The organism is Halomonas sp. WWR20, assembly GCF_054602495.1.
Genome location: NZ_JBTRHR010000002.1, coordinates 565459 through 591734 on the forward strand (window position 1 = coordinate 565459; position 26276 = coordinate 591734).

24 protein-coding genes and 1 pseudogene are annotated in these 26276 nt (G+C 61.7%); 14 read left to right on the plus strand and 11 right to left on the minus strand.

Translation table 11 applies throughout. The features are described from left to right. Window positions 1-28 precede the first annotated feature (28 nt). From ACW4DH_RS05990 to ACW4DH_RS06010, 5 genes and pseudogenes are all read right to left on the minus strand, one after another. Window positions 29-538: pseudogene (locus ACW4DH_RS05990) on the minus strand (ABC transporter ATP-binding protein); the annotation flags it as partial. A gap of 146 nt (window positions 539-684) precedes the next feature. Next, window positions 685-1647, minus strand: a complete 963-nt coding sequence (locus ACW4DH_RS05995; protein WP_459635445.1) for a metal ABC transporter substrate-binding protein — start codon at window positions 1645-1647, stop codon at window positions 685-687. Window positions 1648-1700: 53 nt separating this feature from the next. Further along, window positions 1701-2606, minus strand: a complete 906-nt coding sequence (locus ACW4DH_RS06000) for a metal ABC transporter permease (RefSeq protein ID WP_459635446.1) — start codon at window positions 2604-2606, stop codon at window positions 1701-1703. Beyond that, window positions 2591-3337: a metal ABC transporter ATP-binding protein gene (locus ACW4DH_RS06005; protein ID WP_459635447.1), complete on the minus strand. Its 747-nt coding sequence runs from the start codon at window positions 3335-3337 to the stop codon at window positions 2591-2593. Before ACW4DH_RS06005 ends, ACW4DH_RS06000 begins: the two co-directional genes overlap by 16 nt. Continuing rightward, a complete protein-coding gene (locus ACW4DH_RS06010) occupies window positions 3334-3474 on the minus strand; it encodes a hypothetical protein (RefSeq protein WP_459635448.1) in 141 nt (46 codons plus the stop codon). The genes ACW4DH_RS06005 and ACW4DH_RS06010 overlap by 4 nt, the downstream gene beginning before the upstream one ends. A 320-nt stretch (window positions 3475-3794) precedes the next feature. Here ACW4DH_RS06010 and betT point away from each other — a divergent pair, with 320 nt between their 5' ends. Continuing rightward, window positions 3795-5861 carry a choline BCCT transporter BetT gene (betT, locus tag ACW4DH_RS06015; protein WP_459635449.1) on the plus strand — a complete coding sequence of 689 codons (2067 nt, stop codon included), beginning with the start codon at window positions 3795-3797 and terminating at the stop codon, window positions 5859-5861. 192 nt (window positions 5862-6053) lie between these two features. Continuing rightward, a complete protein-coding gene (locus tag ACW4DH_RS06020) occupies window positions 6054-6323 on the plus strand; it encodes a hypothetical protein (RefSeq protein ID WP_459635450.1) in 270 nt (89 codons plus the stop codon). Window positions 6324-6528: 205 nt separating this feature from the next. Here ACW4DH_RS06020 and ACW4DH_RS06025 read toward each other — a convergent pair whose 3' ends face one another. Beyond that, window positions 6529-7449, minus strand: a complete 921-nt coding sequence (locus ACW4DH_RS06025; RefSeq protein ID WP_459635451.1) for a hypothetical protein — start codon at window positions 7447-7449, stop codon at window positions 6529-6531. Window positions 7450-7877: 428 nt separating this feature from the next. Here ACW4DH_RS06025 and ACW4DH_RS06030 point away from each other — a divergent pair, with 428 nt between their 5' ends. Next, the gene (locus ACW4DH_RS06030; protein ID WP_459635452.1) at window positions 7878-8783 is read left to right on the plus strand and encodes a sugar phosphate isomerase/epimerase family protein; all 906 of its coding nucleotides are present in this window, start codon (window positions 7878-7880) and stop codon (window positions 8781-8783) included. A gap of 1 nt (window position 8784) precedes the next feature. Here the strand turns inward: ACW4DH_RS06030 and ACW4DH_RS06035 are convergent, their stop codons facing one another. From ACW4DH_RS06035 to ACW4DH_RS06055, 5 genes are all read right to left on the minus strand, one after another. Further along, window positions 8785-9087, minus strand: coding sequence for a hypothetical protein (locus tag ACW4DH_RS06035; RefSeq protein ID WP_459635453.1), 303 nt, complete (start codon window positions 9085-9087; stop codon window positions 8785-8787). A 151-nt stretch (window positions 9088-9238) separates the two neighbouring features. Continuing rightward, on the minus strand, window positions 9239-10393 hold the full coding sequence (gene wecB, locus ACW4DH_RS06040; RefSeq protein ID WP_459635454.1) for a non-hydrolyzing UDP-N-acetylglucosamine 2-epimerase: 1155 nt from the start codon (window positions 10391-10393) through the stop codon (window positions 9239-9241). 309 nt (window positions 10394-10702) lie between these two features. Then, complete coding sequence (typA, locus tag ACW4DH_RS06045; RefSeq protein ID WP_459635455.1) at window positions 10703-12532, minus strand: translational GTPase TypA; 1830 nt, start codon at window positions 12530-12532, stop codon at window positions 10703-10705. A gap of 291 nt (window positions 12533-12823) precedes the next feature. Beyond that, window positions 12824-13810, minus strand: coding sequence for a polysaccharide deacetylase family protein (locus tag ACW4DH_RS06050; protein WP_459635456.1), 987 nt, complete (start codon window positions 13808-13810; stop codon window positions 12824-12826). Window positions 13811-13999: 189 nt separating this feature from the next. Continuing rightward, a complete protein-coding gene (locus ACW4DH_RS06055; protein WP_459635457.1) occupies window positions 14000-14566 on the minus strand; it encodes a glycosyltransferase family protein in 567 nt (188 codons plus the stop codon). 486 nt (window positions 14567-15052) lie between these two features. On the opposite strand from ACW4DH_RS06055, the gene glnA reads away from it, so the two are divergent. From glnA to ACW4DH_RS06110, 11 genes are all read left to right on the plus strand, one after another. Next, window positions 15053-16462 (plus strand): glutamate--ammonia ligase, encoded by a 1410-nt coding sequence (gene glnA, locus ACW4DH_RS06060; protein WP_459635458.1) that lies wholly within the window; start codon window positions 15053-15055, stop codon window positions 16460-16462. Between the two features lie 599 nt (window positions 16463-17061). Continuing rightward, a complete protein-coding gene (glnL, locus tag ACW4DH_RS06065; protein ID WP_459635459.1) occupies window positions 17062-18105 on the plus strand; it encodes a nitrogen regulation protein NR(II) in 1044 nt (347 codons plus the stop codon). Window positions 18106-18144: 39 nt separating this feature from the next. Continuing rightward, the gene (ntrC, locus tag ACW4DH_RS06070; RefSeq protein WP_459635460.1) at window positions 18145-19557 is read left to right on the plus strand and encodes a nitrogen regulation protein NR(I); all 1413 of its coding nucleotides are present in this window, start codon (window positions 18145-18147) and stop codon (window positions 19555-19557) included. Window positions 19558-19646: 89 nt separating this feature from the next. Further along, a complete protein-coding gene (locus tag ACW4DH_RS06075; protein ID WP_459635461.1) occupies window positions 19647-20984 on the plus strand; it encodes a deoxyguanosinetriphosphate triphosphohydrolase in 1338 nt (445 codons plus the stop codon). Window positions 20985-21654: 670 nt separating this feature from the next. Continuing rightward, window positions 21655-22194, plus strand: coding sequence for a hypothetical protein (locus ACW4DH_RS06080; RefSeq protein WP_459635462.1), 540 nt, complete (start codon window positions 21655-21657; stop codon window positions 22192-22194). A 170-nt stretch (window positions 22195-22364) separates the two neighbouring features. Further along, on the plus strand, window positions 22365-22790 hold the full coding sequence (locus ACW4DH_RS06085; RefSeq protein ID WP_459635463.1) for a phage holin family protein: 426 nt from the start codon (window positions 22365-22367) through the stop codon (window positions 22788-22790). Continuing rightward, on the plus strand, window positions 22787-23356 hold the full coding sequence (locus ACW4DH_RS06090) for a DUF3618 domain-containing protein (protein ID WP_459635464.1): 570 nt from the start codon (window positions 22787-22789) through the stop codon (window positions 23354-23356). Before ACW4DH_RS06085 ends, ACW4DH_RS06090 begins: the two co-directional genes overlap by 4 nt. Window positions 23357-23554: 198 nt before the next feature. After that, complete coding sequence (locus ACW4DH_RS06095) at window positions 23555-23938, plus strand: hypothetical protein (RefSeq protein WP_459635465.1); 384 nt, start codon at window positions 23555-23557, stop codon at window positions 23936-23938. Window positions 23939-24062: 124 nt separating this feature from the next. After that, entirely contained in the window at window positions 24063-24488 is a 426-nt protein-coding gene (locus ACW4DH_RS06100) for a phage holin family protein (RefSeq protein WP_459635466.1), read from the plus strand. Further along, the gene (locus tag ACW4DH_RS06105) at window positions 24485-25741 is read left to right on the plus strand and encodes a DUF3618 domain-containing protein (protein ID WP_459635467.1); all 1257 of its coding nucleotides are present in this window, start codon (window positions 24485-24487) and stop codon (window positions 25739-25741) included. Before ACW4DH_RS06100 ends, ACW4DH_RS06105 begins: the two co-directional genes overlap by 4 nt. A gap of 152 nt (window positions 25742-25893) precedes the next feature. Continuing rightward, on the plus strand, window positions 25894-26223 hold the full coding sequence (locus ACW4DH_RS06110; RefSeq protein ID WP_459635468.1) for a hypothetical protein: 330 nt from the start codon (window positions 25894-25896) through the stop codon (window positions 26221-26223). Window positions 26224-26276: the final 53 nt, after the last annotated feature.

Here is a 26276-nt window from a genome sequence, read left to right on the forward strand (position 1 = left end):
GCGCGAGAACCTCGCTGGCGGTGGTTTCGTCGAGATTGCCGGTGGGCTCGTCGGCGAGCAGCAACTGCGGGCGCGCCGCCAAGGCCCGGCCGATCGCCAGGCGCTGCTGCTGACCGCCGGAGAGTTGCTCGGGATAGCGGCGCTCACGGCCTTCAAGGCCCAGACGGGTGAGTAGGTACGTGGTCCATGTCGGGTCCTCGCGACCGGCCAAGCGCGCCTGCAGCGTCAGATTGGCGGCCACGGTCAGGCTCGGCACCAGATGAAACTGTTGAAAGATCATGCCCAGGCGCTCGCGACGCAGCTGGGCCCGGCGCGCTTCGGGCAGCGCCGATAGCGTGTAGCCGGCAAAGCGCAGGGTGCCGCTGTCGGGCACGTCGAGCCCGGCGGCCAGATGCAGCAGCGTCGACTTACCGCTGCCCGACTCGCCCATCAGGGCCAGGCTCTCGCCCGCGTTCAGTTGCAGGTCGACGCCGTCGAGGACGCGCAACGGCCCCTGCGGGGTGGGATAGGTTTTGCTGACCTGTTCAAGCTGCAGCATCGCGTGCTAGCTCCGGTAAAAGACACTCACCACAGCCTAAACAAAAAGACGCCGCCCGTGGGCAGCGTCGTACTGATGCTTTTGTCTTGGCGGCGTATTGGCAGGCGGCGTACGCCGCGCTTGGTCACGCCGCCAGGGATCAGGTGTCACTCCGCCAACAGGGCCTCGCTCAGCACGGCCACGTTATGCCGGAACATGCCTAGGTAGGTGCTGGCTTCGCCCTGCTTGGCCAGGGTGTCGGCATACAGCGTGCCGCCGATCGCGACCCCGGTTTCCTCGCGCAGTTGCTCGATCATGCCGGGGTTGCCCATGCTCTCCAGAAACAGGGCACGCACGTCGCGCTCGCGGATCTGGCGGATCAGCTGGGCCATGTCGGCGGCACTGGGCTCGGCCTCGGTGGAGATCCCCACCGGGGCAAGAAACTCCAGGTTGTAGGCGTTGCTGAAATAGCCGAAGGCGTCATGGCCGGTGATGATGGTCCGCCGTTGGGGCGGAATGGCGCTGAGCCGCTCGCGGATCTCGGCGTCCAGCGCGTGGATCTCTTCCAGGTACTCCGCGGCGTTGGCGCGATAGGCGTCGGCGTGCGCAGGGTCGGCATCGATCAGCCCGTCGCGGATGTTGCGTACGTATTGCTCGCCACGCTGGAGGTCCTGCCAGGCGTGTGGGTCGGTGCCGCCATGGTCATGCATATCATGAGCGTGATGCTCATGGGACTCATGATCGTCATGTTCATGTTCATGTTCATGATGCTCGTCTTCCCCTTCCTCGAAGGCGAGAGGCTCGACACCTTGACTGGCGACCACGCGAGGGCCGGTATAGCCGCTGGCGTCGATCAGCCGCTCCATCCAACCCTCGAACTGTAGACCGTTGATGACCACCAGGTCGGCCTTGGCCAGGGCCTGGGCATCGCTGGGGCTCGGCGAGTAGACATGCGCATCGCCCTCGGCACCGACCAGAGTATTGACCGTGACATGCTCGCCGCCGACCTGTTCCACCATGTCGCCGAGGATGCTGAAGCTGGCGACCACGTCGAGCGGATCGGCGGCCTGAGCGGCGGGCATGCCGCCGAGTCCGCTGCCGAGCACCAGAAGAGCGAGTGTCTTGCGCATGGAAATGTTCCTATTGAAGAGTGAAGGGTGATTGGGAAAAGCGAAAAGAGACCTCAGACGGGTTCCTGCGCTTCGCGCGGCGCGGCGCGGCGGCGCAACTGCGCCAGCAGGCTCTGTTGCCGACCGACCAGGGCCGAGAACAGGTAGGCGATGCCCGCCAGCAGGATAATGCTGGGTCCCGAAGGCAGCCCCAGGTGATACGACAGCAGTAGCCCGCCGGTACTCGAGGCCATGGCGATAGCGATGGCGATGGCGATGAGCCCCTCCAGGCGTGTCGACCAGAAGCGTGCCGCCGTGGCGGGCAGCATCATCAGCCCTACGGCCATCAGCGTGCCCAGCGTCTGAAAACCGGCGGTGAGGTTGAGCACCATCAGTCCCAGAAACACGCCATGCACCACGCCGCCACGGATGCCCTGACCGCGCAGAAACAGCGGATCGAGACACTCCACCACCAGTACGCGGAAGATCGCCGCCATCGCGATCAGTGTGGCGCTGGAAACCGCGGCAATCAGCACCAGCGCGGTGGTATCCACGGCGAGGATCGAGCCGAACAGGACGTGAGTGAGGTCCACGCTACTGCCGCGCAGCGACACCAGCATGACCCCGGCGGCCAGCGAGATCAGATAGAAGCTGGCCATCGCCGAATCCTCGCGATGGCCGGTCATGCGTGACACGCTGCCCGCGAGTCCTGCCACCAGCAGCCCCGCGACCAACCCACCCAGGCTCATCGCCGGTAGCGAAAAACCGGCCAGTACGAAGCCCAGCGCCACGCCGGGGAGAATGGCGTGTGCCATCGCGTCGCCGACCAGACTCATGCCGCGCAGCATCAGGAATACGCCCAGCGGCGGAGCCGCCAGCGACAGCGCCAGGCCGGCGATCAGTGCGCGCCGCATGAAGCCGAAGTCGGTCAGCGGCGTGATCAGTAACTCGGTGAAGGGGAAACTCAATAGCTCGAACATGGCGGGACATCGCGAAGTTGCAGCGGAAGGAAAGGCGCATGCAGGTGCGGGCGTGCCGGGGCGTGGTGACGCGTCTCGATGGCGTCCGGCGTGGTCCACTGCGCGTGCCCCGAGGCCAGCACCAGCACGCAATCGGCGAGCCTGGCGACCTGTTCGACATCGTGCAGTACCACGATGATCGTCGCGCCCTGGTCGGCCATGTCGCGCAGCGTATCGCCGAGGATACCCACGGTGTGCGCGTCGACATTGGCGAACGGCTCGTCGAGCAGCAGCAGCTCCGCTTCCTGCATTAGCGTACGGCCGAGCAGGGCCCGCTGACGCTGACCCCCCGACAGCTCGCCGAGTGGACGGTGAGCCAGCCCGGATAATCCCAAGCGAGTCATCACCGACTGGACGCGGCGGTATTGCGGCGCGCCGTAGCGGCGGAAGGCGCCATGCGTGGGCCAGCAGCCGGTGAGGATCAACTCCTCGACGCTCATGGGAAAGGTCAGATCCAGTGCCAGTTGCTGGGGCAGCCAGGCGCGGCGCTCCTTGGGTACGCTGCAATGCACCTTGCCACGCAGTGGGGTGAGCAGGCCCATGATGGCCTGGATCAAGGTGCTTTTGCCTGCGCCGTTGGCACCGATCAGTGCAGTGATCGCGCCATCCTGGAAGGCGCCGTTGATATCCTCAAGCACTGTGCGCCGGCCCTGGGCCAGGGTCAGTTGCTCGAGTGTCAGCCGGGCTGTCATTGCCAGGCTCCCACCGCCCAGGCCACCGCCAGCCACAGTACGGCCAGGGGTGCCAGAGACAACAGCACACGCCGCCCGGCACCGAGCGACATCAGTGAAAAATGACAAGGCCCGTCGGGGCGATGACGGTGTGCCATGCGTAGCGATCCTCACGTTGCGGTTGAAAAGGTTATAACATAACAAAACAGATGGAGGCTACCGCTTCGTGAAAAGCGAGCCCCACTCGGTGGCCGGACATGATAGCCGCAGGGCGGGAGCGGGGAAACGTCCCTCTGGATATTGTCGTGCTTGCCAGGCAGGCCTCATGCAATCCCCGCGATTCCCTCTACGCTAATAGCCAAGAGTGGCGCGCCACGGATAAGCTTACCCCCACCCTGCTGTCTTTACCGGCTGGCGCGATGATGCGCGAGTGGGTTGCGCAGCGCCTGATCCTTCATCCGAACACTCAGGGACCGATATGAGCCCCCAGGACAATAACGACACCTCAACGCAGGACCGTCTCAATCCAGCGGTTTTCTACAGTTCGGTGGTTGGCATCGTCGCCTTTTCGCTGTGGACGATGCTGGCCACCGAGCAGGCCAATAGCGTGATCAATGCTATCCTGGGTTGGATTTCCCATACCTTCGGTTGGTACTACTTTCTGACCGTGGTGATCTATCTGGTATTCGTCATCGGCGTGGGGCTGTCGCGCTTTGGCAAGATCCGTCTCGGCCCCGAGCATTCGCGTCCCGATTTCAACATCTTCTCGTGGGCGGCGATGCTGTTCTCCGCGGGTATCGGCATCGGCGTGATCTTCTTCGCGCTGGCCGAGCCGGTGACCCAGTTCTACAACGCCCCCGAGGCGCCGGACGACCCCGTCGCCGCGGCACGTCACGCCATGCAACTGACCTTTCTGCACTGGGGTCTGTCCGGCTGGGGCATCTATACGCTGGTGGGCATGTCGCTGGCCTTCTTCAGCTATCGCTACAACCTGCCGCTGACCATCAGCAGTGCGCTGTACCCGATCTTCGGCAACAAGATCTACGGCCCGATCGGCCATGTCGTCGACACCGCAGCGGTGTTGGGCACGGTGTTCGGCATCGCCGCCAGCCTGGGCATCGGCATCATCCAGCTCAACTTCGGGCTGGAATACATGTTCGGAATTCCCGAGAGTGTCTGGACGCAGGCCGTCCTGGTACTGGCCATCGTCCTGTTCGCGACCATCTCGGCGGTGACCGGGGTCGAGCGCGGCATTCGCCGGCTGTCCGAGTTCAACATCCTGCTGGCCGTCGCGCTGCTGCTGTTCGTGCTGTTTGCCGGCAAGACCATCTTTCTGCTCAACGCGCTGGTCATGAACATCGGCGATTATCTCTCCGGTTTCGTGAGCATGTCGTTCAATACCTATGCTTTCGACCCGCCGACCGACTGGCTCAATGCCTGGACGCTATTCTTCTGGGCCTGGTGGGTCGCCTGGGGACCGTTCGTGGGGCTGTTTCTGGCCCGCATCTCGCGTGGGCGCACCATCCGCACCTTTGTCTTCGGTACTCTGACGCTGCCGATCATCTTCATGATGCTGTGGATGTCATTATTGGGAAACAGCGCCATCGACATGGCCATGAACGGGGCCACCGACTTCGGCACACAGATCATGGCCAACCCGCCATCGGGCATCTATCTGTTTCTCGAGCAGTATCCCGCGCCGATCTTCACCACCCTAGCGGTGAGCCTGTTGGCGGTGGTGTTCTTCGTCACCTCGGGGGATTCCGGCGCATTGGTGCTGTCGAACTTCACCTCGATTCTCAAGGACGTCAACAGCGATGCCCCGATCTGGATGCGGATCCTGTGGTCGGCGGTGATCGGTGTGCTGACACTGGCCCTGCTGCTGGCCGGCGGGCTGACCACGCTGCAGAGCGCGGTGGTCATCACCGGGTTGCCGTTCTCGATCGTGCTGTTCTTCATGATCGCCGGGCTCTACAAGGCGCTCAAGCTGGAGGCCTTTAAAGAGGACAGCCGTCGCGCCAGCCTGTCGGGACAGCTCTCGGGGCGCACCAACGCCAGCGGCGAGCGCGGCGATTTACGCAACTGGCAGCAGCGTCTCAAGCGTGCCATGAGCTTCCCCGATCGCAAGGCGGCGCGGCGGTTTTTGGAGCAAACCGGCAGGCCGGCGATGGAGTCCGTACGCGACTCGCTGCGGGAGGAGGGCGTCAATGTCGAGGTCCAGCAGGGCACCCAGAACGGTGATGATTACCTGTCGCTCAATGTCGATTTCGAGAACGAGCAGAACTTCACCTACCAGATCTGGAGCCAGGGCTTCACCACGCCGGGGTTTGCCCTGCACACGCCGCATGCTTCGGAGCGTTATTATCGCCTCGAGGTGTACCTGCTCGAGGGGAGCCAGGGCTATGATCTGATGGGGTATACCCGTGAGCAGGTGATCGGCGACATTCTCGACCAGTACGAACGTCATATGCACTTCCTGCATCTCAACCGGGTGGAGCCGGGCCATATCAGCATGCCCGACAGCCCCGAGCAGCCGCCGGCCTGAGTCGGTTAACCCGGGGCTGATTGAGATCCTCCCACGCCCCCGGTCGCGAATTGCGGCCGGGGGCGTTTCAAAACAGGCGATATCGATATTTGAGAATGATTGTCATTTATATTGACATGCCGGAAATCGCCTTCTAGAGTCTTTAATACGAATGATAATTTTTATCATATTTGGCGCATCCAGGAGGCTAGCATGTCTTACCGCATCAATACCGGACTTAAAGGGACCAACCCGACACTGCAGATCTTCGACGCTTCCTCCGGCTCGGTGAGGCTGGCCTGGGAATACCCCAGGCACGATCCCGCGCTAGCGGAGGAAGATCCGCACCTACTGGCTCTGAAGCGCGAAGCGGCGCTTCATCAACTGTTCAGCCGCCTGTTCCTGCTCACGACAGAACAATACCTCAAAGGCGAAATTACCGAGCCGGAGGAGGACGGTTTCTCATTATGCCATCATGGTTGAGCAGAGCGCCGGGAGCGGTGATAACGCTGTTCCCGGAGCAATGGGGCGCTTAATGCAATGCGCTAGCGAACCGCTGCGATGCTCAATGTGCCGTTCATAGTTTGTTCTCAAGGATGATACCCCTCTCACGCAGGCTTCATTAGTTTGTTAGCTGCCGCCCAGGCAGCTTAGAAGCGGCAATTATGAACCTACTGTCGTCTCCCCCTCAGTACGTCATCGTCAGCGAGACGGTCGCGCTGGGCACGATGGTGTCTCTGGCGAAGTCGGGTTCGGTAGCGCGCAGGTCATGATCACGCGCAAGGACATCCACCTGGCCGACGACACTCCAGTGGCCGTAGCGGGAGGGGACGAAGTTCAGCGGGGTGCTGGCCGAGACGCCGACATGTGCGTAGCCGGCCGTGCCGCTGCCGTCGCCGTAGTAGCCGTCGAAGCCCATGCCGATTTCCAGGGGGAAGGTGAGCGTGACCGGGCGGGTGCCGCCGAGCTCGGTTTGCGGCGAAAGGCCGGCGGAGGCGAAGACGCCGTGAGCGTCGTGGTTGGCGAAGGGCGCGGCCAGCTTGAATTGCGGGTTCAGGCTGCCGGCCAGGTTGTCGCCGGCGTATTGCGCGGCGATGGCGGCTTCGTGGCTGGCGTCGGAGCTGTCATCCGTCGGCACGGTATAGGCCGTATAGGTGAGACTGCCCAGCCAGTCGGCGCCCAGGCGACCGGCCAAGCCGGCGTACCAGTTGCTCTCGTACCAGTGGCCGTCCTCGTCGAGCGCGGGGCGTTCGTTGTCGCTGGCGAAGTTGTTGGCGGTGCCCAGGCTCAGGCTGAGGTCGGTGATCGGCCCCTGGCCGCCGCGCATCAGCTCGAGGGTAGTGCTCAGACCGGTGGTGAAGGCGATCGGGTCGAGTTCCTCTCGCACGTTATCATAGGCGCCACGGAAGTAATCGCTGGTGGTGATGCCGAGCGAGCCTTGAAAGTGTGCCCGGCCGGAACTGGCGGACGTGAAGGTGCCGACGCCGCCGGTCAGGGTGTTGGCAATGACGTCTCGCTGGGAGCTGCCTGTCTGGGCGAGTGCGGCGGAGGAGCACGCGGCCGTGGTCATCAGGAGCCAGGCCGCAGTAGTGCGATGATGGCGTTGCATGTGGTTCTTCCCCTGTCGTCTGCTTCTCCTGACAGACTAGACCAGAGACGGCGTTGTGCCTGCCGCGCGGGGGCGATTGTACGGATCGTGGCGCAGATACCGGCTCCGCTTGCCAGAAGCGGATTGGCGAGGTTGGCGAACCTGGGCGACCCTGAAGAGAAAACGTCTCAGTGGCCAATGGCTGGCCTGCACGAGGCGTGGCGGATCAACCGAGCGAGGTGTGGAGACACGGTATGAGAGACAGGGGAACACGCACGATGAAGACACTCCTTCCGATTCTCGGGCTGGTGATGCTGGGTGCCTGGCTATCGGGCTGCGCCGAGCCGCGCCCCCCGCAGGTAACGCAGACAGATCATGGCGAAGCGCTGCGCTAGTGGCCGGCGCCATCCGTCTTGCCCTTTGGGTCGGGAGGATAGTGAGGAGGCGATATGAACACGCCGGCGATGAATCTGCGCATCGGCACGATGGTCAAGGCCGAGACGCCGGACCTCAAGGGCTATGTGCAACGGCTCGCGGAGCATGGTTTCGAGAGTATTCAGCCATTCTTCTACCGTACGCTGGGGGATGCCGATCTGCCGCGCTTGGCGGATGAGCTTCACGAAGCGATCGGCACTTCGGGAATGCGCATTAGTGCGTTGGGGCTCTACGGCAATCCGCTCGAGAGCGGCGACCTGGATCGTCAGAGTCTGACCGGGCTGGAGGCGTTGATCGATCAGGCGCATCTGTTCGGGACGGATATCGTCTCGGCCTTCACCGGACGGCTGCGCGATCAACCCATCGAGGCGAGCCTGCCGTCTTTTCGCCAGGTGTGGGGCGAGATGGCGCGTCGTGCGGCGGACAAGGGGGTACGAATCGCCTTCGAAAACTGCCCGATGCACGGTAGCTGGCAGCGCGGCGACTGGAACATCGCCCACAATCCGGCGGCCTGGGAGCTGATGTTCAACGAGCTGCCCGACGACAACCTGGGGCTCGAATGGGAGCCGGCGCACCAGCTGTTCTATCTGATCGATCCGGTCGCACAGCTCCGGCAATGGACGCCGAAGATCTTTCACGTGCACGGCAAGGATGCCCAGGTGAACTGGGACGTGATCCGCACCCACGGCATTCATGGCCGCGAGACGTTCGCCTTCCACCGCTTCCCCGGGCTGGGCGACAGCGACTGGCGGCGCATCCTCGAGGCGCTGTGGCTGAACGGCTATCGCGGCGCGATCGAGATCGAGGGCTGGCATGACCCGGTCTACCGGGACGCGCTCGAGATGAGTGGTCAGGTCGGTGCGTTGCGGCATCTCCAGCGCTGCCGCGGACACTTCGTGGCCAACCCTGAGCCGATCTGAATCAGTCGTCCTGTTCCTGCGGCTCGAAGGAGCGCTTGTCATCCGGCAGACGCACGGTGTCGCCGAGTTCAAGCTTGCCGTGCTGCTTGAGGCGTTCGCCGCTATGCGGGTCGATCAGCGCGACCACTTCGCCGATGCTGACTCCCTCCTTGTAGGCTTCCACCTTGACTCGGGCGATCTTGCCCTGATGCCGGGCCGAAAGAACCAGCCCCGGATAGGGCGCGTTGTGATGTTTCTTGTCGTCAGAGTAGTACTGGCTGACGCTGGCCTGCCCGGGCGTGTCCCATTCGATATTGCGATGCATGCTGGCTCCTGTCGTGTTTGTTTCCTTGGGTTTGCCTCACAGCATAGACGCAACCGATTGATAACGCTGCCGGCGTAAACGCTGACCGGCGTGCTGCTGGGTCACATCGCTTATCGGCTCGTGACATTCACGTCGCGAGCCGCGTGGGGCCTCAGGCGGTCTGCCGCTTGAGCTGCGGGTGAGTCCAGTTCTCCAGGCAGTGGACGATGCGCTCGTAGGCCTTGCCGTCGCCCTGAAAATCGTTGGCCTGGGCCAGCTGCTGGTAAGCGCTCTGGTCGCTGAGCAGATATTCCACTTCGGCGATGGCTCGTTCGCGGTCGTCTTCGATCTGCTGTAGCGGCGTGTTGTCGAGGATGACCTGCGGCTCGGGGATGTTGCGCAACACCAGCAGTGGCTTGCCCAGCGATGGCGTTTCCTCGTGGAGGGTATCGCTATCCGAGAGGATCAACGTGGCCCGATCCAGCAGGTAGACGAATTCCGCGTAATCCAGCGGGGGGAGTAGCTGTACGTTGGCGCGGCCGGCAAGGTGCTGGAATATCGGGCCGCGCACGTCGGAATTCAGCGGCACGGGGTAGGCGATACGCAGTTCAGGGTGACGGTCCGCCAGGTGGGCCAGGGTCTGGCAGAGGCGCAGGGTGCCTTCATCGAAACTGCAGCGCGGCGTATTGACCAGCAGCAGCGGGCCACCGACCGGGCGGCGCGCGGCCAGAGCGGAAGTTTCCGGCGGTTGCCAGTGATTGTTACGCAGACGCTGACGTGCCCACTGCAGGGCGTCGCTGAGGATATTGCCGGTGAGCACGATCCGCTCTGCTTGGATACCTTCGTCGATCAGGGCATCGCGGGCTGCGGCGTTGGGAGCGAAATGTACGCTGGCTAGGCTTCTCGCCAAGCGCCGGTTGGCCTCTTCCGAACGTGACAGGGGTGGGAGCGTGGACCGCGTTCCGGCTTCCAGATGAGCGACCGGAATCTGACGATGAAAGGCTGCAAGGGTCGTGACCAGGCAATTGGCCGAGTCGCCATGCACCATGACCATGTCCGGGGCTTCATCGGAGAGTACCTCGTCGAGGCGCGGTAGCAGCGTTGCGGTGTGCTGATTAAGCGACTGGGGCTGACGGGCCAGTGTCAGATGATGCTCCGTCTCGAGATCGAACGGGTCCAAGGCATGGTCGAGCATCTGCTGCTGTTGGCCGACGGCGAACACGCGCGCCTCGATCTGCGGATGCTGGCGCAGCGCGCAGATCAGCGGTGCGGTTTTGATGGCTTCGGCACGTGAGCCGAAGGTCAGCATGATTCTGTATGCAGACATTCCCTTGTTCTCCTTATCCGTTCTGATCCGCCCTTACGTAAGGGGGCTGGGGCTTCGAGTTTTTTTATGTAATTTATTTGATCCTTGCGTTATCAGTTTGACGCAGAAAAGCGCCGAGGCGGGATGGTTGTTATCCTGATTGAGGTGGGAATTTTTCCGCTATCGAGACAGAGTCGAAGGATGACGCGCATGGTCCTTTATAGGCAATATAGTCTCGACTGACGTTAAGCGCAGTGACGGGAAACAGGACGGTACACAGCGAAAAAGCCCGCCAATGGCGGGCTTTGTAGTGCTACGAGCAGCTTGGCCTCAGTTCTTGCTGGCGCGCTTACGCTCGTTCTCGGTCAGGTGCTTCTTGCGCAGACGGATAAAGCTGGGAGTGATTTCCACCAGTTCGTCATCGTCGAGGAACTCGATTGCCTGCTCGAGGCTGAAGCGTACCGGGGGCGTAAGAACGATGTTCTCATCGTTGCCCGAGGCGCGCATGTTGTCGAGCTTCTTGCCCTTGGTCGGGTTGACCACCATGTCGTTGGCGCGATTGTTGATGCCTATCAGCATGCCTTCGTAGACTTCGGTGCCGTGATCGATGATCAGCTTGCCGCGCTCTTGCAGGGCATACAGCGCGTAGGCCAGCGCCTTGCCGGGAACCATCGATACCAGTACGCCGTTACGCCGTTCGATGGCGGCATCCGGCTTGAGCGGGCCGTAATGGTCGAAGCGGCTGGTGAGGATGCCGGTACCCGAGGTCAGCGTCAGGAACTGACCGCGGAAGCCGATCAGTCCGCGTGCGGGGATGATGAAGTCCAGACGCACACGGCCTTTGCCGTCGGGGTTCATGTTGGTCAGCTCGCCCTTGCGGTAACCGAGCTCTTCCATCACCGCGCCCTGGTGCTGCTCCTCGACGTCGATGATGACCTCTTCGTAAGGCTCCTGCTTGACGCCGTCGATCTCCTTGATGATGACCTCGGGGCGGCCCACGGCCAGCTCGAAGCCTTCACGGCGCATGGTCTCGATCAGCACCGACAGGTGCAGCTCGCCACGCCCGGAGACCTTGAACTTCTCGGGCGATTCGCCCTGCTCGACACGCAGTGCCACGTTGTGGATCAGCTCCTGTTCGAGGCGATCCTTGATGTTGCGGCTGGTGACGTATTTGCCGTCCTTGCCGGCGAACGGCGAGTCGTTGACCTGGAAGGTCATCGACACGGTGGGCTCGTCGACCGACAGCGGTGGCAGCGCTTCGGGAGCGGCCGGGTCGCAGATGGTGTCGGAGATGCCCAGGTCGTCGATCCCGGTGATACAGATGATATCCCCGGCGTCGGCCTGGTCGGTCTGCACACGCTCAAGGCCCATATGGGTCATGACCTGGCCGATCTTACCCTTGCGGGTGGTGCCGTCGACGTCGATGATCGTGACCTGCTGGTTGGGTTTGACGCTGCCGCGCTTGATGCGGCCCAGGCCGATGACGCCGACGTAGCTGTTGTAGTCCAGCGCGGAGATCTGCATCTGGAACGGACCGTCGAGTTCGACGTTGGGCGGCTCGACGATGTCGACGATGGACTGGAACATGGGGTCCATGTTGTCGGCCATGTCATCCGGGTCCATGCCGGCGATGCCGTTGAGCGCCGAGCAGTAGATGATCGGAAAATCGAGCTGCTCGTCGGTGGCGCCGAGGTTATCGAACAGGTCGAAGATCTGATCGACGACCCAGTCGGGACGCGCGCCGGGACGGTCGATCTTGTTGACCACGACGATCGGCTTGAGGCCCTGGGCGAAAGCCTTCTGGGTCACGAAGCGAGTCTGCGGCATCGGGCCGTCGACGGCATCGACCAGCAGCAGTACCGAATCGACCATCGACATGACGCGCTCGACCTCGCCGCCGAAGTCGGCGTGCCCTGGGGTGTCGACGATGTTGATGTGATAGACCTGATCGGTGTCGGGAGCCTGCCAGCGAATCGCCGTGTTCTTGGCCAGGATGGTGATGCCACGCTCCTTTTCCTGGTCATTGGAGTCCATGATGCGCTCCTGCCCCTCGGCCTTGCGGTCCAGCGTGCCGGACTGGCTCAGGAGTTTGTCGACCAGGGTGGTTTTACCGTGGTCAACGTGGGCGATGATGGCGATGTTGCGAAGTTTCTCGATCACGACGGGATCCTGCTAGGAAAATTGGGGCGCATTATAGGGGCGGGCCATGACAGCTTCCACCACTGGCGGCGCGGATTGGCGAAATCACACCCAGGCCTGGCGCCGGTTCCGACGAGGAGGCGGGTTTCGCTAAATTCAATGATTACTACGATATCAAGAGGATAGCGGGGTGCGGCGGAAGCATGGGGGACTAAACCGCCACCGGCGCAGGCACAAAAAAATAAATGTCAAAGGCGGTTGAATGACTCGATTGCGATGCAGATTTCTGATATCAGGACGCGCAACAGCACTCTATAAATGGCCGATCAGCCAATCATACAGGCGTCCGGGGCTGTTGGCGATAGGCTGCGAGATAGGAATGCGTGGCAGGGCCAACGGGGCATCCTGGGGCGATATCCAGCCGATGCCGCTACTCAGGGCTTCGCGCACGCCACATTCCTGGGCTATGCGCTGCACGCGCGGCGACGCAATGCTGTCGCCATAGGCGAAAGTGGCCAGAGGGTCGCGGCATACGGCCGCGAGTTCACGCCGGGAATTGCGGATCTGCTGGCGAATGGCGGCATCCTCCAGGGCTTCAAGAGGCTGTCCGAGCACGCCGTGAGCACCGAAGCGGATCAGCCCTCCGGATTCGAGACGCCGAATGCTGAAGGCGTCCAGGGCATGCGCCAGGTCGAGCCGGGCATGCAATTCGGCGGTGACGTCGAGCAGGACTCGGGGCGGGGACTGACGCAGCATCTCCAGATAGCTCAGCAGGACTCGGCTGTAAGCCTTGTCTGGCAAGGCGGGGGGCATCGGCGGAGTGGGCAGGCCGGCGTCGCCCAGCACATCACGCACGCGTGCAGGGCTGCGCTGCTGCCATAGGGCGTCGCCGATCACTGCCCACCAAAAACCGCACGGCTGACCGAGCTGGCCGGGGGGCAGGAAAATACTGGCGGGTAGCGCCAGATGATCGAGAATGGGGGTGGCAACTTCGGCGCTGTCGCGCCAGCCACCGTCGAAGGTCAGCGCGATACGTGGCACCGGGTCGCGATGCAGCCGACGAGCCTGGCGCAGGCTGGTGATATGGGTATGTTCGGCGAGGCTCTTGATCAACTGGCGAAAGCTGTCAGGCCCCAAGCAATAAGGGGCGTTATGCGGCAGGCGCGCGCTGTCTTCGTCGGGCAGTATGCGATGCAGCACCAGAATGGCGCTGCGCCCCCATAAGGGTTCGGCAAGACTTCTGCGCCAATGGCCGCGCAGACGCTGAACGAGATCCGGTGCTTGGAACAGATGCGGCATGTCCCCCTCCTTGGCGCTTATCACGTCGTGTGTCACCTCGATCCATGCGGCCCGGTCCCTGTCGCGACATCCTGTCGAGGCGTATCGGGGCGCATACCAAAAGCATACTGCGTGGTCTTGTTTTGGCCAGGATGTTGGCGCAGAAAAGCTCACCCGGCGTGATAGGCGAGACGCGTCATGCGCACTTCATCAGTTCCGCATCCCATGCGCCGATATCAACACCAGCCGTACGCGACACTGGACCAGGCGCAGGGCGAAGTCGGTGTCGGCTGTGTCGTCGAGGTTCATGTCATGGCCCCCGAGACGCTCGAAGCACTCGCGTCGTATCGCGAGATTCCCTTCGGGATTCCCCTGGCCGGGGCGTGTAGCCCGTGTATATAAAAATCGCCTCCAGCGTCGGCTGAGTCCCGACAGGCGCAGATGCGCATGCTGCGTCAGGATCACGGCATCGGCGCGCTGCTGGATGAAGGCCTGATGTACCGCCAGCCACCATTTTTCGGTGGCGATGAAGCTGTCGTCCAGAAACACCACGATCTTGCCTTGCGTCAGGCGAACGCCGCGATGACGCCTGGCGCCCTGTGTCAGGGGATAGCCAATCGCCATCTGCGCACCATAACGCAGGGCAATTGTTCGCAGCTCTTGCACGTCCCGGGCGAGCACCAGCAGTTGGGTGGGTTCGACGTGACACGCCAACGTCCTTACGAGCGCGGCAAGGCAACGCTCGAGATGGTCCGAGGTCTGGCGTGAGTCGATCACGAAACTGTACATGGTGAGCCATATTGGGTAGCGGTAACGTCGCGTAATGAAAGGAAATCGTAAGCGCGTGACACAGAACGTGGCAATCGTGCCGGTGTGTGGTTTTTCTAGCCTTGGCAAGGCTTAACCGATTAAACGTGACGGTCAGCGAGCGGCAATTCAGTACAGGGGTTGAGCGATGCATCATTAAGGTGCATAAGGGCGTTTTAGTGCTTTGTTATGGTGCATTCCAATACCCGCAGCACTAAAATGATGCGGGGAAGCGTTATGCTGGTGCCGGGTGGGACGAGAGGAGCGGAGGACTTTTAGCTTTTCTATCATTCGGTTAGGGGTGAGTCGGTAGCCATGCTCAATAAGTTGGCATAGCTTCTGCATTATAATCGTCAATTTCGTGCTCCCCATGGGCAGAAGCTGCGGGGCATGCTACAAACGACGCTGGACACGCTAGTCAACATCCGAGCTTATGTGCTCATAGTGGAGGACAACATGGCTGAGAAGACCCTCGCCCTTATCGAAGAACACGACGTCAAGTGGATAGATCTGCGCTTTACCGACACCAAGGGCAAGGAGCAGCACGTCACGATTCCGGCCCACGCGGTGGATGACGAGTTTTTCGAAAATGGTCAGATGTTCGATGGCTCCTCCATTGAAGGCTGGAAGGGCATCAACGAGTCCGACATGATCCTGATGCCGGAAGATGGTACCGGTTTCCTCGATCCGTTCACCGAAGATTCCACGCTGGTGCTGCGTTGCGACATCATCGAGCCGGCCACTATGCAAGGCTATGAGCGCGATCCGCGTTCCATCGCCAAGCGTGCCGAAGCCTACCTGAACTCCACTGGGCTGGGCGATACCGCATTCTTCGGTCCGGAACCCGAATTCTTCATCTTCGACGAAGTGCACTGGAAGGCCGACATCCAGGGCGCGATGTACAAGATCACCTCCGAAGAGGGCGCCTGGTCCACCGACGCGACGCGTCTCGAAGGCGGCAATCTGGGCCACCGCCCGCGCGTCAAGGGCGGCTACTTCCCGGTACCGCCGGTGGATTCCTTCCACGACATCCGCAGCGCGATGTGCAACACCCTGGAAGCGATCGGCCAGTCCGTGGAAGTGCATCACCACGAAGTCGCCAACGCCGGCCAGAACGAGATTGGTGTGAAGTTCAACACGCTGGTCAAGAAGGCCGACGAAGTTCAGGAGATGAAGTACGTCATCCACAACGTGGCGCACGCCTACGGCAAGACGGCGACTTTCATGCCCAAGCCGCTGGTCGGCGACAATGGTTCCGGCATGCACGTTCACCAGTCCTTCTGGAAGGATGGCGTGAACATGTTCGCTGGCGATGAGTACGCTGGGCTGTCCGAGACCGCGCTGTACTACATCGGCGGTGTCATCAAGCACGCACGCGCCCTGAACGCGTTCACCAACCCGGCGACCAACTCCTACAAGCGTCTGGTACCGGGCTTCGAGGCGCCGGTCATGCTGGCCTATTCCGCGCGTAACCGCAGTGCCTCGATTCGCATCCCGTACACGGCCAGCCCCAAGGGCAAGCGTGTCGAAACGCGTTTCCCCGACCCGGCCGCTAACCCGTACCTGTCGTTCGCGGCACTGCTGATGGCGGGAATCGACGGTATCAAGAACAAGATTCATCCCGGCGATGCGATGGACAAGAACCTGTATGACCTGCCTCCGGAAGAGGGCAAGAAGGTTCCGACGGTCGCCAGCAGCCTGGACCAGGCGCTGGAAGCGTTGAACGCGGATCGTGCCTTCCTTACCGAAGGCGGTGTGTTCACCGACGACATGATCGATGCCTACATCGAGCTCAAGGGTGAGGACGTCGAGCGCCTGCGCATGACGACGCATCCGATCGAGTTCGACATGTACTACAGCTGCTGATAGGCATTTTGTGAGCGTCATGCTCGCGAAACGATACGACACAGGCCCCGCCAATCGGCGGGGCCTGTTTGTTTGGGGCCAAGCAAACCCTATCTCGCCGCAAGCTGCCGGCCATCGGCACATGCTTCGCTGGCGGATACGCGCTGTCGGCTGCGGCTGTCTCGCCCTGTTGGCTGGCGAGGTGCTGGCGGCCCCCGCCTATCGTGTTATCGATGCCGGCGGCAGCGTGACCTTCGGCGATTGGTCAATTGTCGGCAATGCGTGCCTCGAGGTTCATGCGCAGCCATCTGGTCGAGGGCTGACATCTCCTGCGGGCAGCGTCTGTCGATAGCGCAGGCGTCATGCACCAAATGAGTGCGGCGATGATATTTTATGTGCAGCATGATGCCATGCCGGTGATGAATAAAGACAAAGCGCCTTGACCGGCTCGCCCTGACAAGGGCCTTGATAGCTTCTCATGGTGAAGCCGGGAGACGCTGTTTTAAGGAGTCGATTCAGGAAATCGAGAGCATTTTCTTCCCCGGCCATGAGAGGGCACGGACTGGCGCGCTTCTTGCAGTGCAAGGGGACGAGGGAGGAGCACCATATTGGAACGGGCCATGTATCAACGCTTGCTGGAACATCTTACGACCGCCGTGGTGCTACTGGACGGTGAGTTGCGTGTGCGCTGGCTGAATCCGGCGGCGGAGGCGCTGCTGTCATCCAGTTGCGCGCGGGTGGCCGGACAGCAGTTGGAGTGTCTCGACGGGGTCGAGGGCGCGGTGGCCGAGGTGTTGTCCAAGGCCCTCAAGGAGTTTCATCCTTTCACTCAACGCGAGGCGTCGTTGCTGGTGCCGCCCGGTGAAGTGATCACCGTCGATTTCAACGCCACGCCGCTCTCCGAGGACGAGCTGCTGCTCGAGATCGAGCCGCGTGACCGGTTGCTGCGTATTTCCCGCGAGGAGGCGTTGATCGCCCGCCAGGAAACCATCAAGGTGCTGTCGCGTGGGCTGGCCCATGAGGTGAAGAACCCGCTCGGCGGGATACGCGGCGCGGCACAGCTGCTCGAGCGTGATCTTCCGGACCCGCAACTTGCCGAGTTTACGCGCATCATCATCGAAGAGGTCGACCGTCTGCGTGACCTGGTCGATCGCATGCTGGGTCCCAATGCCTTGGTCCATCATGAGCCGCTCAACATCCACCGTGTGCTGGAACGGGTCCGTGCGCTGCTGGAGGCCGAGCACCATCGGGTCACGTATATCCGCGACTACGACCCCAGCCTGCCGGATCTGGTGGGCGACGAGGCCCAGTTGATTCAGGCGGTGCTGAATGTTGCACGTAATGCGGTCCAGGCCATGGAGGAGAACGCCACGGACCAGCCGCAGCTGATTCTGCGCACCCGGGCGCGACGGCAATTCACGCTGGGCGCCGAGCGCCACCGGCTGGTGTGCGAGTTGGCCATTGTCGATAACGGCCCGGGCATTCCCGCTTCGCTGCGTGAGACGCTGTTCTATCCCATGGTGTCCGGACGTGCCGAAGGCAGTGGCCTGGGCCTGTCTATCGCCCAATCGATCCTGCATCAGCATCAGGGGCTGATCGAATGCGACTCGCAGCCCGGGTGTACCGAATTTCGTTTGCTGATACCGCTGGAGTGCCATCAATGATGGTCGCTGCAGTCTGGTCAATAATCCGCTGGAGGCCTCATGTCTGACATTGCCCGTATCGTAATTGTCGATGACGACCGCGCGATTCGCTGGGTGCTGGAGCGCGCCCTGGCGCAGCCCGATATCGAGGTGAAAAGCTACGAGCGCGCCGACACGGCGCTCGAGCAGGTACTGCGTCAACCTCCCGATGTGCTGGTGACCGATATCCGCATGCCGGGCCTCGACGGGCTCGACCTGATGGCCCGGGTACGCGAAACCCACCCCGACCTGCCGGTCATCGTCATGACCGCGCATTCGGATCTCGACAGTGCGGTCGCCTCCTACCAGGGCGGCGCCTTCGAGTATCTACCCAAGCCCTTCGATGTCGATGATGCCCTGGCCCTGGTGCGTCGCGCCATCGCCCATGCCCGCGAACGCCGGGCGCCGGCCGTGGTGCCCGAAGGGCTGTCGGCGGAGATCATTGGCGAAGCGCCGGCCATGCAGGAGGTGTTCCGCGCCATCGGCCGGTTATCGCAGTCGCATATCACCGTGCTGATCAACGGCGAGTCGGGAACCGGCAAGGAGCGTGTGGCCCAGGCGCTGCATCAACATAGCCCGCGCAAGGCCCATCCGTTCATTGCGCTGAACATGGCGGCGATTCCCAAGGATCTCATGGAATCCGAGCTGTTCGGCCACGAGAAGGGCGCCTTTACCGGCGCCACGGCTCAGCGGCGCGGACGTTTCGAGCAGGCCGACGGCGGCACGCTGTTTCTCGACGAGATCGGTGACATGCCGCCCGATACCCAGACGCGTCTGCTGCGCGTACTGGCGGACGGTGAGTTCTATCGTGTCGGTGGCCACGTCTCGGTGAAGGCCGATGTGCGTATCATTGCCGCCACTCACCAGAACCTCGAACGGTTGGTCGAGGATGGGCGCTTCCGTGAGGACCTCTTTCATCGACTCAATGTCATTCGCGTCCATCTGCCCAAGCTGGCCGAACGCCGCGAGGATATCCCGCGTCTGGCTCAGCATTTCCTGGCCGAGGCGGCCAAGGAGCTTTCCGTCGAAACCAAGGTGCTGACCAAGGATGCCGAGACGCACCTGACACGGCTGCCCTGGCCGGGCAATGTGCGGCAACTGGAGAATACCTGTCGCTGGCTGACGGTGATGGCGTCCGGGCGCGAGGTGCTGGTCGACGATCTGCCTCCTGAGCTGCGCGATGTCGAAGGCACCGAGGCCGCCAGCGGCGATTGGCGGGCGGCGTTTCGCGAATGGGCCGACCGGGCCCTCGCTTCGGGGCATACGCATCTGCTGGAGGAGGCGGTGCCCGACTTCGAGCGCATTCTTATCGAGACCGCGCTCAAGCATACCGGCGGGCGCAAGGGCGAAGCCGCCGAGCTGCTCGGCTGGGGGCGTAACACCCTGACCCGCAAGCTGAAGGTACTGTTGCCGGCGTTGGCCGACATGGATTGAAAACCGTTACGATCCGCCATTTGGCAATGGGCGACAGGAAGTTTTTCTGCAGGCGATGGTAGGATGTGGCCAAATTCGAGGAGATCGCGATGGCCATGCTGACCTGGGACCGCCTGCTGGACCCCACCCGGCTTAATGACAAGCCGAGCGGCTCGCGCGGGGAAATCGGGCGTAGCCCTTTCCACAAGGACCATGATCGGATTGTCTTTGCCGGTTCGTTCCGCCGTCTGGGGCGCAAGACCCAGGTACATCCGCTGACCGACAATGATCATATCCACACCCGCCTGACCCACTCGCTGGAGGTGGGCTGCGTGGGCCGCAGCCTGGGGATGATCGTCGGCGAGAAATTGCGTGACAGCCTGCCGGCCTGGATCACCCCGGCGGATCTCGGCGTCATCGTGCAAGCCGCCTGCCTGGGCCACGATATCGGCAATCCCCCCTTCGGCCATGCCGGCGAGTACGCCATTCGCGACTGGTTCACGCGTGCCGCGAACAATGGCAGTGGGTTTCTGGACGGGCTGACGGCGTCGCAGCGTGAGGATCTACTCACCTACGAAGGCAACGCCCAGGGCTTTCGCATCGTCACCCAGATCGAGTACAACCAGTTCAAGGGCGGCATGCGTCTGACCGCGGCCACACTGGGAACAATGCTCAAATATCCCTGGACGGTGGAGCGGGCCACACGAGCCGGCAAGTTCGGCTGTTACCAGACGGAAAGGCACCTGCTCGCCGAGGTAGCCGAGCGGCTAGGGCTCAAGCCGATCGGCGATCATGCCTGGTGTCGTCATCCCCTGGCCTATCTGGTCGAGGCGGCAGACGATATCTGCTACGCCCTGCTGGACCTTGAGGATGGTCTGGAGATGGGCATCCTGCGCTTCGACGAGGTCGCCGAAGTGCTGATCCAGATTGCCGGCGGCATCCCTGCGGATTATGCCGCCATGCGCGATGAGGGCGTCTCGCAGCGCCGACGCATTGCCGCCCTGCGCGGTGCCGCCATGGAGCGGGCCGTCAACGAAGTCGGTGAGGTGTTCGTGCAGCACGAACAGACCCTGCTGCAGGGCACGCTGCAGGCGAACCTGCTCGAGCTTTGCCATCCGGATCTCGACTGGGGCGTGACGGCGGCCAAGCAGTTGGCCCGCGAGCGCATCTTTCAGAACGAACGCAAGGCGAAGCTGGAGATTGGCGCCTATACCACGCTGGGCATCCTGCTCGAGGCCTTTATCGGCGCGGCCCATGAATTGCACCACACCGGCACTTCCACCTTCAAGCATCAGCGCGTCCTGGCATTGATCGGCGAGAATACGCCACGTGCCTCATGGGACCTCTACGCCAGCTATCGGCGCATGCTCGATTTCATCGGCGGCATGACCGACCACTACGCCGTCGATCTGGCCCAGGAGATGGGCGGACGTCTCAAGGGCGACTGAGTCACGTCCGTGTATCGGGCGCTCAGCCGGTCAGGCCGAAGCGCGGCTGGCCGGTGGGGCCCATGTCATCCAGGATATTGACCTGCCAATCTTCGGAAAGAGCACCCAGTCGGCACGCGCAATCTCGTCAAGATGCGCTTACCATGCGCTCGGGCTTGATGTAGCGCACGCCGAATAGCGCCTGGGTACGGAGGGCATCGAAGCCGATCAGATTCATGGCGTCGTGGTAACGCCTCGCAGAGCCATAAATCGCGCAGATCACTATCGTGCTACATGTCTGCTGCAAACATTTCCTTATGGCGAGGTGTTTGCCTTGGAATAATAAAACCCGTTATTCAATGATGCATCATTGTTTGGCTCGGTTAGTGTTGTCCTATCTCTCGACGGTTTTAAGGCGTACCGTTATTTAACGCTGCGCTTCGCATGAAATTCTTCCGTGTTCGGCACTATGCTGAGACAAGAGTGTCCGTGGTGGCCCGCCGTGTCCCTGCTCAGGATCTCAGGCACGAGGCCGCGGAGCGGGAAAGCACCGGTTCGGTGAAGTTGACGTTCTGTTTAAAAGAACTATTTTTCTTCTAGAAAGCGCACTTAATGATGAAGTAAATGGAAAGTAGTTAAAGTTCGTAGCGGTAAACTTGATTTAACATTTTGCTACATGGAGGTTGTCGAAATGGCTGATCCTGAAAATCGTGTGACTCCTGGAGTAGCGTCATCCACGCAACCGTCTGCTCACCCGCCGGGAGAGAGCTCCCCGAGTGCAGGTTCTTCTCAGGGCTCTGACACCAAAGGCAAGGCCAAGGAGCAGACGGCGGATGCCAAGGCGCAAGCCAAGCAGACGGCCAGCCGGGCGAAGGAGCAAGCCAGGGAATATGCCTACCGTCAGGCGGATGAGGCGCGTCATCAGGCGACGGGGTTGTTTGATCGGCAAAAAGGCATGGCGGCCGACCAGGTAAGCAATTTTGCCAACGCCTTCCATAGCATGGCCGATCAGTTCGATGAGCAGGGGCAAGCGAGTTGCGCTCAGTACACGCATACCTTGGCCAACAACATCGATCAGTGGTCGGGCACCCTGCGTGACCAGGATATCGATACCCTGATGACTCAGGTAAAAGACTTTGGCCGTCGTCGGCCGGCGCTCTTTTTAGGAGGCGCCGTGGCTGCGGGTGTTCTGCTTTCGCGGTTCATGAAAAGTTCCAGCGAGCGTACTTGATCGTTTGGCCGGCCGAGGAAGGCGGGGCTGAACATGAATCGCCCGATTCGTTGCGATTCATGGGCGGACAGTGGGTTTAATCAGCGATATTGATCCATGGCTGGGGCGTAGTGGATATGCCCGATGCTGTCGATAGGCATGATTGGCGATAAGCAAGGAGGCAACACTGCATGGAGTCTAACAATCGAACCAACAAGACGGAGTCGTCGTTTGGCACGCTCATTTCCAGCCTGACACACGACATGACGACGCTGGTCCGCCAGGAAATCGATCTGGCCAAGGCCGAAATGTCGCAGAACCTGAAGCAGGCCATGGCTGGCGTCGCGTCCATTGCCATAGCGGGTGCGGTGCTGATGAATGGCTTTCTGGTGCTGCTGTTCGCCGCGGTATATGCCCTGAGCAATGTGCTGGCGCCTTGGCTATCGGCGCTGATCGTGGCTGTCGTCGTCATGTTGATCGGTTTTGCCATGCTGCAGAGCGGACGTAAGAAGCTCAAGGCCCAGAGCCTAATGCCGAGCCGTACACTCAGCAGCGTACGACGCGACGAAAGGGTGGTTGAACAACATGGAAAGGGCGCTAAGGAGCAGATGAAATGAGCAAGCACGACGATAGCCGTGATAATCGCAATCCGGACGAGATCGAGTCGGAAATCAAACAGACCCGTTCGCATCTCGACGAGACGCTGAACGACTTGCAGCAGATGATCGATCCCCAGTCGATCATGAACAACGCCTACGATTATGTGCGGCGTGGCGGAGCGAATGAATTCGCCTCCAATCTGGGGCGTACCATCAAACAGAACCCTGTTCCCACGTTGCTGATAGGCATTGGGGTGGGTTGGTTGATGTTCGCCTCCAACCGGGATTCCAAGGCCTCTCGCGATTCCTCGCGTAACTTGCCGGTTCCGGTGGACCAGACGGCGAACACTTCCGCCATGCCCGGCAGTGGCATGTCGCACGAGCCTAGCGTGACTGATCCCGCCGGCAATAGCGTTGCCGATCCCAGCATTGTGGCGTCGCCCGGTACCAACGAGCATGTCCACACAGGGACTGAACGCAAGAAGGATTTTCTCGAGCCCAGCAGTACCCGAACCGGAAGTGAACGCAAAGACGACTTTCTCGAGCCCAGCAGTACCCGCAGCGGTAGTGATCCCAAACGCTGAAATCGAGCTTGAGCCAGCATTCGCGACTTGGAGATTGTCCAGATGGCTGATCCGGAAAACCGCGTAACACCAGGAACGCCTTCTTATACGGGGGAGTCGAATCGGCCCCCGCAGGGACGCTCTGCGGCGGACGCAGGTGCTGATGCAGCACCCCGGACGCGTACTACCCGGCATGACGCTGCGGGTACGCGCGAGAAGGTGAAGCAAACGGCCAGCGAGGCAAGGGCCCAGGCCCAGGCGTATGCGCATCGTCAATCCGGTACGGCCCGCAATCGGGCAGCAGGTATGGCCGACCGGCAAAAGCACGTGGCGGCCGAACAGGTGGGCGGTTTTGCCAATGCGTTTCATCGCATGGCCGACCAGTTCGACACACAAGGTCAGACCGCGTGCGCGCATTACTCCCACGCCTTGGCAGGCAATATCGATCATCTTTCCAGCGCGCTGCGCGAGCAGGATGTCGATACGTTGGTCGCGCAGGCCAAGGATCTGGGACGTCGTCGGCCGGCACTCTTCGTCGGCGGCGCGTTTGCCGCAGGGGTGCTGCTTTCACGCTTCATGAAGAGTTCTCGTGACTACGGTTGATCGGTGGCGGGAGGGGGCGGCGCCACGGCGTCAGCCCCAACTTGACTTAAGCCCTGACCGACTGCACCCAAATGACTGCATGGTTTAAGTAATCGCTCGGCAATAAACAAGGAGGCAAAACAGTATGGATACGGATAATCCCAACGGCAGAAACGACTCATCGATTGGCTCGGTAATTTCCAGTCTGACCAATGACATGACGACACTGGTCCGCCAGGAAATCGATCTGGCCAAGGCCGAGATGTCGCAGAACATGAAGCAGGCGATGGGTGGCATTGCGGCCATTGCCGTGGCCGGTGCCGTGCTCATGGGCGGCTTTCTGGTGTTGTTGTTTGCGGCGGTATATGCGCTGAGCAACGTGCTGGCGCCGTGGCTCGCGGCGTTGATTGTTGGCGTCGTGGTGATGGTGATCGGCTTTATCATGGTGCAAAGCGGGCGTAAGAAGCTCCAGGCGCAAAGTCTGATGCCAAGCCGGACGATGAGCAGCGTAAAGCGTGACGAGGATACGGTCGAGCGACACGCCAAGGGCACCAAGGAGCAGATGAAATGAGCAAGGACGACACTCGCGATAACCGCAGCCCCGAAGAGATCGAGGCGGATATCGACAGGACCCGCTCGCATCTGGATGAGACGCTCAGCGATCTGGAACAGCGTATCGACCCTCAGGAATGGGTCCATGATGCCTATGACTATGTGAGCCATGGCGGGGCGAATGAATTCGTCTCCAACTTGGGGCGCACGATCAAGCACAATCCGGTTCCCTGCGTACTGCTGGGGGTCGGCTTGGGTTGGCTGATGTACTCCAGCTCCGCAAAGCGCAAGTCCTCTCGCCATGACTCGTCGCGCAATCTACCGGTGCCTATGTCGCAGACCGTTCCGGGAGCCGCTGGCGGTATACCGCATGGATCGAGCGTGGCCGACCACCCGAGTACCGTGACGCATCCGGGCACTAACGATTACGTGCGGGCCAGTGAAAGGGCCGATGCCAATACCGGCCCGGGAATCGACGTCGCGGCAGGCACCCGCAGCCACAACACACCCCAGGGCGCTTCGGGGGAACGTGACTATCCCGGCATTGCCACGCACCTGGGCACTCGGGGACAGGCAGACACTCGGCCGCGTCCCCTGGCCTCAGGCATGGCGGGAACCGGAAGGGCCGAGCCTCTTACGGCCGAGTCGAATCTGCCCGCGTCCGACATGGGTGGCTATCAACAGAGCCGCCATGGCAACCAGCGGGGACGTATGGACGCTGTAAAAGGTCGCCTGGGTGCCGCGAAGGGGCGCATGGGCGACACGACCAGCAAGTGGGGTGACAAGCTGCGGGGGACGCGTGGTCAGGCCCAGGGTCTGGCAGGGGGTATGCGTGACAAGGCGCGCCAGCGCCAGGAAGAGATGAAAGCCCGGAAGGAACGGAAGCAACACCAGCGAAAGGGAGCACGTTTTTCCATGAATAACATGTCTCAACGAACTCAAGGGGCCAAAGGTCAGATGGCCAGTTTCGTCCACGAGCATCCGCTGGTGGTCGGCGCACTCGGCATTGCGCTGGGTGCCGCCTTGGGCGGTATGCTGCCCTCCACGCGTGCCGAGGACAGGACCATGGGCGCCAAGCGCGACCAGGCAATGAACAAGGCCAGCGAAGCCGGACAGCAGCAGGTCGAGAAGGCGCGCGCCGAGGCGATGGAAAAAGCTGCCGATGCGGGGCAGCAACAGGTCGATAGCGTCCGCGCCAAGGCCGATCAGGCCAAGCAGAACACCGAGACGAACGACTCATCAGATCAGCAGACGAATGGCCGCAATGCATAGCAGCGTGGGTCTGTAACTCCAGGGATATGCCATGGCGGCTGCCAGGAGGTATCAGCGGGTTGGTCGTGTTCTGCGGCTCACTACAATGTTGAATACTGGCTGGGGCCGCTTTTGGCCGGAGGTTGCCTTCCATCATTGCGGAGGACGAGACAATGGGAATCGACGATAAGCGCGGCAAGACGACAAGCCAGACGGGTGAGAGTGAGAGAGCCGCGGATACAAACGCACGCGAGAAAGCCGAGCAGGTCATGAAGAAGGACCAGCCGGATGAGGCGCCGGAGAGGACGGCGGACGATCGCAACGACGTGTATCGCCCTGATGAAAACATCGACGATCAGAAGCACAGTACGACGCAGCCTGGACATAACACGACCCTAGACAAGGCGCCGATGCCGGGCAGGAAGACGCACGATGAGTCATCGCAGAAAGATGAAATCAACGAGGCTGCGCGCGACGAAAATACGCCGCGCCACAATGGTTGATGCGTATTCGCTAGTCGTCTATCTATCGTCATCCGTTAGGCGGCGCGTCATAG